General features: G+C 60.9%; 1 protein-coding gene. It reads left to right on the forward strand.

Features of this window, described 5'->3' with window-relative positions; all coding sequences use genetic code 11:
• Positions 1-312: TetR family transcriptional regulator C-terminal domain-containing protein (locus QWI17_RS03205; RefSeq protein ID WP_302721060.1), on the forward strand; the 312-nt coding region annotated here is incomplete at its 5' end.
• Positions 313-361: the final 49 nt, after the last annotated feature.

Raw genomic sequence — 361 nt, forward strand, 5'->3', positions numbered from 1 at the left:
AGCATGCACCAGCCCGATTTGCACAGGTTGCAACGGATCAACGACCACCGTTTGTACTCCAACCTGTGTTGCCAGTTTCGCCGTGCCTTGCCGCTTTACCATGCGCGCAAGGCCGCCCGTGGCCTGGCAGCCCTGATCGACGGTCTGTGGCTGCGCGGTGCCTTGTCGGGCGATGCATTCGACACTGGCCAGGCAGTACGGATTGCTTACGAATACATGGATCTACAACTGGCTAAGCAGCACACCCTGGGCACCAACGACCCGGCTGCTGAACAAGCGCGCACGGCCCTTGCCCACCCGGCAGGAGCGTGACGCAAAGCCAAACCACACACTGCACTTGCGAGGACACTATGGCCCGTTT

This window comes from Gilvimarinus gilvus (genome assembly GCF_030518155.1).
Lineage (GTDB): Bacteria > Pseudomonadota > Gammaproteobacteria > Pseudomonadales > Cellvibrionaceae > Gilvimarinus > Gilvimarinus gilvus.